The sequence below is a fragment of the Actinacidiphila alni genome, from assembly GCF_900112845.1.
Taxonomy (GTDB): domain Bacteria; phylum Actinomycetota; class Actinomycetes; order Streptomycetales; family Streptomycetaceae; genus Actinacidiphila; species Actinacidiphila alni.
Map to the genome: position 1 here is coordinate 303,984 of NZ_FONG01000005.1, position 6,144 is coordinate 310,127.

At 72.9% G+C, this 6,144-nt stretch carries 8 protein-coding genes; 5 read left to right on the forward strand and 3 right to left on the reverse strand.

Going from position 1 to position 6,144, the window contains the following annotated elements:
- Positions 1-153: 153 nt before the first annotated feature.
- Positions 154-825 carry an RDD family protein gene (locus BM076_RS11225; RefSeq protein ID WP_245795962.1) on the reverse strand — a complete coding sequence of 224 codons (672 nt, stop codon included), beginning with the start codon at positions 823-825 and terminating at the stop codon, positions 154-156.
- Positions 826-1,090: 265 nt separating this feature from the next.
- Here BM076_RS11225 and BM076_RS11230 point away from each other — a divergent pair, with 265 nt between their 5' ends.
- From BM076_RS11230 to BM076_RS11250, 5 genes are all read left to right on the forward strand, one after another.
- On the forward strand, positions 1,091-1,954 hold the full coding sequence (locus BM076_RS11230; RefSeq protein ID WP_093713291.1) for a bifunctional methylenetetrahydrofolate dehydrogenase/methenyltetrahydrofolate cyclohydrolase: 864 nt from the start codon (positions 1,091-1,093) through the stop codon (positions 1,952-1,954).
- Positions 1,944-2,609, forward strand: a complete 666-nt coding sequence (locus tag BM076_RS37965) for a DUF3017 domain-containing protein (protein WP_093713292.1) — start codon at positions 1,944-1,946, stop codon at positions 2,607-2,609. Before BM076_RS11230 ends, BM076_RS37965 begins: the two co-directional genes overlap by 11 nt.
- 149 nt (positions 2,610-2,758) lie before the next feature.
- Complete coding sequence (locus BM076_RS37395) at positions 2,759-3,601, forward strand: helix-turn-helix domain-containing protein (protein WP_093713293.1); 843 nt, start codon at positions 2,759-2,761, stop codon at positions 3,599-3,601.
- Positions 3,602-3,869: 268 nt separating this feature from the next.
- The gene (locus BM076_RS11245; RefSeq protein WP_093713294.1) at positions 3,870-4,859 is read left to right on the forward strand and encodes a malate dehydrogenase; all 990 of its coding nucleotides are present in this window, start codon (positions 3,870-3,872) and stop codon (positions 4,857-4,859) included.
- A 60-nt stretch (positions 4,860-4,919) separates the two neighbouring features.
- Positions 4,920-5,402, forward strand: coding sequence for a GNAT family N-acetyltransferase (locus BM076_RS11250; protein WP_093713295.1), 483 nt, complete (start codon positions 4,920-4,922; stop codon positions 5,400-5,402).
- Positions 5,403-5,408: 6 nt separating this feature from the next.
- On the opposite strand, the gene BM076_RS11255 is transcribed toward BM076_RS11250, so the two are convergent.
- Both BM076_RS11255 and BM076_RS36560 read right to left on the reverse strand, forming a co-directional pair.
- Positions 5,409-5,774, reverse strand: coding sequence for a hypothetical protein (locus BM076_RS11255; RefSeq protein WP_093713296.1), 366 nt, complete (start codon positions 5,772-5,774; stop codon positions 5,409-5,411).
- 25 nt (positions 5,775-5,799) lie between these two features.
- A partial coding sequence (locus BM076_RS36560; protein ID WP_177246406.1) for a hypothetical protein occupies positions 5,800-6,144 on the reverse strand: 345 nt, incomplete at its 5' end.

The window sequence follows — 6,144 nt, forward strand, 5'->3', positions numbered from 1 at the left end:
GGCTGGTCGCGCAGTTCCCCGCGCCCCTAAAAGACCTCACTCGCCGCCAGGCGAAAAGGCACCGCACTCCGCAGGAGACCTCAGGCACCCCCGACAGGGGGTCACGCGCCGCCCTCCGCGAGAGGGGCGCCCTCCTCCGCGGGAGGAGTCAGGTCAGGACGGGTCCTTGATGACAACCGTGTGGACAATTTTGTCCGAGAACGTCTGCTTCTTGTCGTCCCACAACGGCCACAGAAAGCCGAGGTAGCACGCCGCCCCGTCCACGACGTGGAGGAGGCGCCGCCCGAAGGCGAGACCGAAGCCGAGCGTGGCGCCGTCGTATTCGCGCAGGAGTCGGATGCCGACGATCTTCTTGCCGGGGGTCTGCCCGGTCGTCCCCTCGCGGTAGCAGAGGAAGAGGCCGACGGCGAGGCTGAGCAGACCGCCGATGACGATCAGGGCGATGGAGCCGCCCGAGACGTGCGGCGCGGGGCACGAATCCGACGGGATCCCGGCGTCGTCACAGTCGTTGACCCGGTCGACGGCCTTGCTGACGATCTGCGCGTACCCGGCTATGAGCAGCCCCATCGGGACCAGCAGGAACATGAGCGCGTCCAGGAGCGTCGCGCCCACCCGGGCGCCCCAGCTCGCGAGCGGCGGCATGCCGGGCGGCAGGTGGCCCGGCGGGTAGCCGGGCGGGTAACCGCCGTAGCCGGGCGTCTGCTGCGGCTGCGGGTAGCCGTACGGCTGCGTCGGCTGCTGCGGGAAGCCCTGGGCGTACGGATCCTGGCCGTAGGGCTGCTGCGGGTAGCCGTAGGGGTTCCCGGGACCGGGTGGTTGGCTCACGTGCTGCTTCTTCCTTGACAGTCTCGACGGTCTTGACGATGAGGACGGCGGGCCGGTCGGTACGGTGCCGGAGCCGGGCGACGGCCTCATCGGATTGTCGCCATTTCCGTCGTACTGGCCCGTTCGGGGGACGAGGCCACATCGTGGGGCCGTTGTGCCCCGGCGCGCAAGGGACCTGGGACGACGGCGGGCCGCCGGGCGGGTACGGGACCGCTCCGCGGGGGCGGATTCGTCGGCCGCAGGTCCGATCCGCGAGAATGGCGCCATGACCGCCCAGATTCTCGATGGCAAGGCCACCGCCGCCGCGATCAAGTCCGAACTCACCGCCCGCGTCGAGGCGCTGAAGGCCCGCGGGATCACCCCCGGCCTCGGCACGCTGCTGGTCGGCGACGACCCGGGCAGCAAGTGGTACGTCGCGGGCAAGCACCGCGACTGCGCGCAGGTGGGCATCGCCTCCATCCAGCGTGAACTCCCGGACACCGCCACCCAGGAGGAGATCGAGGCGGTCGTCCGCGAGCTGAACGCCGACCCGGCCTGCACCGGCTACATCGTGCAGCTGCCGCTGCCCAAGGGCATCGACACCAACCGGGTGCTGGAGCTGATGGACCCGGCCAAGGACGCCGACGGCCTGCACCCGATGAGCCTGGGCCGGCTCGTGCTGAACGAGACGGGGCCGCTGCCCTGCACCCCCAACGGCATCGTGGAACTGCTGCGCCGGCACGGCGTGGCGATCAACGGCGCGCATGTGGTGGTGGTCGGGCGCGGCATCACCGTCGGGCGGTCGATCGGCCTGCTGCTGACCCGTAAGTCGGAGAACGCGACGGTCACGCTGTGCCACACCGGCACCCGCGACCTGTCCGCGCACCTGCGGGAGGCCGACATCGTCGTGGCCGCCGCCGGGGTGGCGCACATCATCAAGCCCGAGGACGTGAAGCCGGGCGCGGCCGTGCTGGACGTCGGCGTCAGCCGGGACGAGAACGGCAAGATCGTCGGCGACGTGCACCCGGGCGTCGCCGAGGTCGCCGCCTGGATCTCGCCGAACCCGGGCGGCGTCGGCCCGATGACGCGGGCGCTGCTGCTGCAGAACGTGGTGGAGGCGTCCGAGCGGGCCGCGGACCATGTCGGCTGAGTCGAGTCCCGCGGACGGCGCCGGATTCGGCGCGGGGGGCGCGGACCCTTCGGAGTCCGCCGTCACGGGCTCCCCGTCCGCCGCGGCCGGGCAGCCCGCGTGGCGCCGCGGCCGTGGCGCCGAGCCGAGCGGCCCCAACGGCTCCGGCGGTCCCGGCGGTCCCGGCTCCGGCGGTTCCAACGGCCCCTCGGAGAACGGCCACGCGCCCGGTTACGGCTCCGGCTCGGGCTCCGGCTCGGGCCAGAACAACGGTCAGGCGCCCGGTGCCGCGCACGCCCGGCACGGCGCCGACGTCGCCCGCACCACCGCCCGCCCCGAGGGCGGCGGCCGGGCCGCGGGCCGCGACGCCCCGGCGCCGGCCCGTCAGTGGCCGATCCTCCTGGTCATCTGCGGTGCCGCGATCGGCCTGATCGTCACGGCCACCGGCGCCTTCCGCCCGGGCGCGATCGTGATCGGCTCGGCCCTGCTGCTCGGCGCGGTCCTGCGCTGGAGCGTCACGGCCGTCGGCATGCTCGCCGTCCGCAGCCGCTTCACCGACGTCATCACGTACGGCATCTTCGGGCTCGCCATCATCCTGCTGGCGCTGATGGCCCAGCCGGACCCGGTGATCCGCATCCCGTTCCTGGAGGACATCATCCACTTCTCCGTCCGGTAGGACGCGTCGCGGTCCTGCGCCGCGCCCTACCACCCCGAAACGAATTCGGTCAGCCCGTCCCGGAAAGTCCGGCGGAAGGGGGACAGGCGTTCTAGCGTGGGGGCGGGCGCGGTGGCGCCGTGGGCGCGGGGGGCGGAGAAGGGGGCACGATGGGGCAGTGGGAGCCGCTGGCGGACCGGATCCCGGTGGACACGCGGCGGTTGGCCACGCAATTACGCCGGATGAAGGACCGCAGCGGTCTGACCGTACCGGCGCTCGCGGCCCGTACCGCGCAGTCCGCCGAGTCGTGGGAGAAGTACCTCAACGGCAGGTCGCTGCCGCCGCTGGACGCCGTCGAGACGCTGGCGCAGGCGAGCGGCGCCGACTACGACCGGATCGGCGCGCTGTGGAAGCTCGCGGAGAAGGCGGCCACCGGTACCGGTGACCGCGGCCGGGGCAAACCCGTGCCGCACCCCGACCCCCTCGACCCGCTCGGCGCCGAGGAGGGCCTGCCGCCCCGCCACCGCCGCCGGGCGCTGCTGCTCGGCATGGCCGCGGTGCTGGTGGTGGGCGCCGCCCTCACGGTGCTGTTCGCGGCCGGCCCGAGTACGGGCAAGGCACCGCTGCCCGGCGCGGGCCCGACGGTGCCCGACCGGGCCGGGGCGACGCTGCCGCCGGGTACGAAGGGCGCCGCGCCGCGTACGTCACCGGGCGCCACGGCCCCCGCGCGTCAAGGCGGCGCCTCTCCCCGTACGCCCGGGCCCTCGGTGACCGCGATGCTCGGCGGCGACTCGCCGTCCCCGACCGGTCCTCCCGCCACGGGGCCCGGCGGCTCCGTACCGCCGCGGACCACCGCACCCGCCGACCCGGGCGCACCGCCCAGCGGAACCGTTTCGCCAACATCATCCGCGTCCCCCACCACGACGCCGACCCAGGCCCCGACCCCGAGCCCGACCCGCAGCGGCGGCCTGTGCCTCGGCCTGATCGTGCTGAACGTCTGCGTCGGCGGCTAGCTTTTCCGGCGCGTACGGGGCGCGCACCGGCGGGCAGGTCCCGGCCGGAGCCGGCCGCCGCTGTCCCGGGCGGAGCCCGACCCGCGGTGACCGGGGCCACAGCCCCTCGCGTCACCGGGCGGCCCGGCGCGCGATAGCCTGACGGATGGTTCTCTTGACGTCGAGCGACACCGGGAGAGCCACCACGTTCCGGGGCGGCTCGGGCCACTGCCGGGGCGGTACAGGGCGGCACCGCCAAGGACCCGCAGGAAAAGGCCAGGAGAAGGCAATGACTCGCACCCCCGTCAACGTCACCGTCACCGGAGCGGCCGGCCAGATCGGCTACGCGCTGCTCTTCCGCATCGCCTCGGGGCACCTGCTCGGCGCGGACGTGCCGGTGAGGCTCCGCCTCCTGGAGATCCCCCAGGGCCTCAAGGCCGCCGAGGGCACCGCCATGGAGCTGGACGACGCCGCCTTCCCGCTGCTGCGCGGCATCGACATCACCGACGACCCGAACGTCGCCTTCGACGGCGCCAACGTCGCGCTGCTGGTCGGCGCCCGCCCCCGCACCAAGGGCATGGAGCGCGGCGACCTGCTCTCCGCCAACGGCGGCATCTTCAAGCCGCAGGGCAAGGCCATCAACGACCACGCCGCGGACGACATCAAGGTCCTGGTCGTCGGCAACCCCGCCAACACCAACGCGCTGATCGCGCAGTCCGCCGCCCCGGACGTACCGGCCGAGCGCTTTACCGCGATGACCCGCCTCGACCACAACCGCGCGGTCGGCCAGCTCGCCAAGAAGACCGGCACCCCGGTCTCCGAGATCAAGAAGCTCACGATCTGGGGCAACCACTCGGCGACGCAGTACCCGGACATCTTCCACGCCGAGGTCGCGGGCAAGAACGCCGCCGAGGTCGTCAACGACGAGCAGTGGCTCGCCGACACCTTCATCCCGACCGTCGCCAAGCGCGGCGCCGCGATCATCGAGGCCCGTGGCGCCTCCTCGGCCGCCTCCGCCGCGTCCGCCGCCCTCGACCACGTCCACACCTGGGTCAACGGCACCGCCGACGGCGACTGGACCTCCATGGGCATCGTCTCCGACGGCTCCTACGGCGTCCCGGCCGGCCTCATCTCGTCCTTCCCCGTCACCACGAAGGACGGCGCCTACGAGATCGTCCAGGGCCTGGACATCAACGACTTCTCGCGCGCCCGCATCGACGCTTCCGTCAAGGAGCTGGAGGAGGAGCGCGCGGCCGTCCGCGAGCTGGGCCTCATCTGAGCCCCAACCTTTCGTTGTAAGGGGTCCCGCCCTGGTGCGGGGCCCCTTACGTTTGCCCCCATGGACGTCATCCTCCGCGAGATCCGCGACTCCGACCTGCCCGTCTTCTTCGCCCACGGCCAGGACCCCGAGTCCGTCCGGATGGCGGCCTTCACCCACGAGGACCCCGCCGACCGCGCCGCCTTCGATGCCCACTGGGCCCGCATCCGCGCCCTCCCCGACGTCCTGAACCGTACGGTCGTCCCGGCCGCGTCCCCCGACGAGATCCTCGGCCACGTCGCCGTCTACGGCCCCCCGGACGAACGCGAGGTCACCTACTGGATCGGCCGCCCCTACTGGGGCCGCGGCGCCGCCACCGCCGCCCTCCGCGCTCTCCTCCTGCTGGCCCCGGAACGTCCTGTGTACGCCCGCGCCGCCTCCGACAACGCCGGCTCCCTCCGCGTCCTGCAGAAGTGCGGCTTCGTCGTCACCGGCACCGACCGCGGTTACGCGGCCGGCCGCGGCGAGGAGATCGAGGAGACGCTCCTCACCCTGAAGGCGTGACCTCCCCTACTCCTCCTGGGCGTTGACCGTCTCCTCGACCGTCACGTCGATGATCCGGTCCCGCTCGGCGGGCTCCAACTCCGGGACGGCCCTGCCCTCCTGCTGGAGCTGCTGCCGCACGCGGCGCGCGATGGCGTCGACATCGGGTTCGCCCGCGCCGCGACTGCGGATGTCGTGGTAGATCATCCAGGCCGTGTTGGCGATGGCGACGATCAGCCCGCCCAGCTCGGTGGGATTGAAATACTGCCCGGGCGCCGTTGTCGCCCCCCTGACGGCCAGCGCTTCCTCCACGTCCTCGGCCAGCGTGGGATACGTCGGGCCGGTGAGGCGTTGCGCTGCGGCGCGGGCGGCCTTCTCGATGGCGTCGTCCATGCGGGAGTTCTCCTTGGGGTGAGGGTCAGTCGGTGTGGGTACCGGTGGTGTCGGTGTCGTCCGGCCCGGCCAGGACGTAGGCGCGTACGGCGTCAGGCAGCGGATTGCCGGTCTCGCGCTGCCAGGCGCTTTCGACGGCTTCGATGCCGAGGGACTGCGTCAGCCGGCGGAGACGGGTGGGCCCGGTGCCGGTCCTGGGGTGCGGAATTTCGTCGAAGAGGGCGACGCACTTAATGACCCAGATCAGCGCCTGCGCGGTGTCGTCCATGGCTTCCGCATGCTGGCCCAGTTGCGCATACGTGAGGGCCATGTGGGGGCGGTTGCCGAGGTCTTCGCTGATGGTGAGGGACTGCCGGTACCAGTCTTCGGC

Coding starts and splice junctions, on each gene's coding strand:
- BM076_RS11230 (WP_093713291.1), top strand. CDS start 1,091: ATGACCGCCCAGATTCTCGATGGCAAGGCCACCGCCGCCGCGATCAAG.
- BM076_RS37965 (WP_093713292.1), top strand. CDS start 1,944: ATGTCGGCTGAGTCGAGTCCCGCGGACGGCGCCGGATTCGGCGCGGGG.
- BM076_RS37395 (WP_093713293.1), top strand. CDS start 2,759: ATGGGGCAGTGGGAGCCGCTGGCGGACCGGATCCCGGTGGACACGCGG.
- BM076_RS11245 (WP_093713294.1), top strand. CDS start 3,870: ATGACTCGCACCCCCGTCAACGTCACCGTCACCGGAGCGGCCGGCCAG.
- BM076_RS11250 (WP_093713295.1), top strand. CDS start 4,920: ATGGACGTCATCCTCCGCGAGATCCGCGACTCCGACCTGCCCGTCTTC.
- BM076_RS11255 (WP_093713296.1), bottom strand. CDS start 5,774: ATGGACGACGCCATCGAGAAGGCCGCCCGCGCCGCAGCGCAACGCCTC.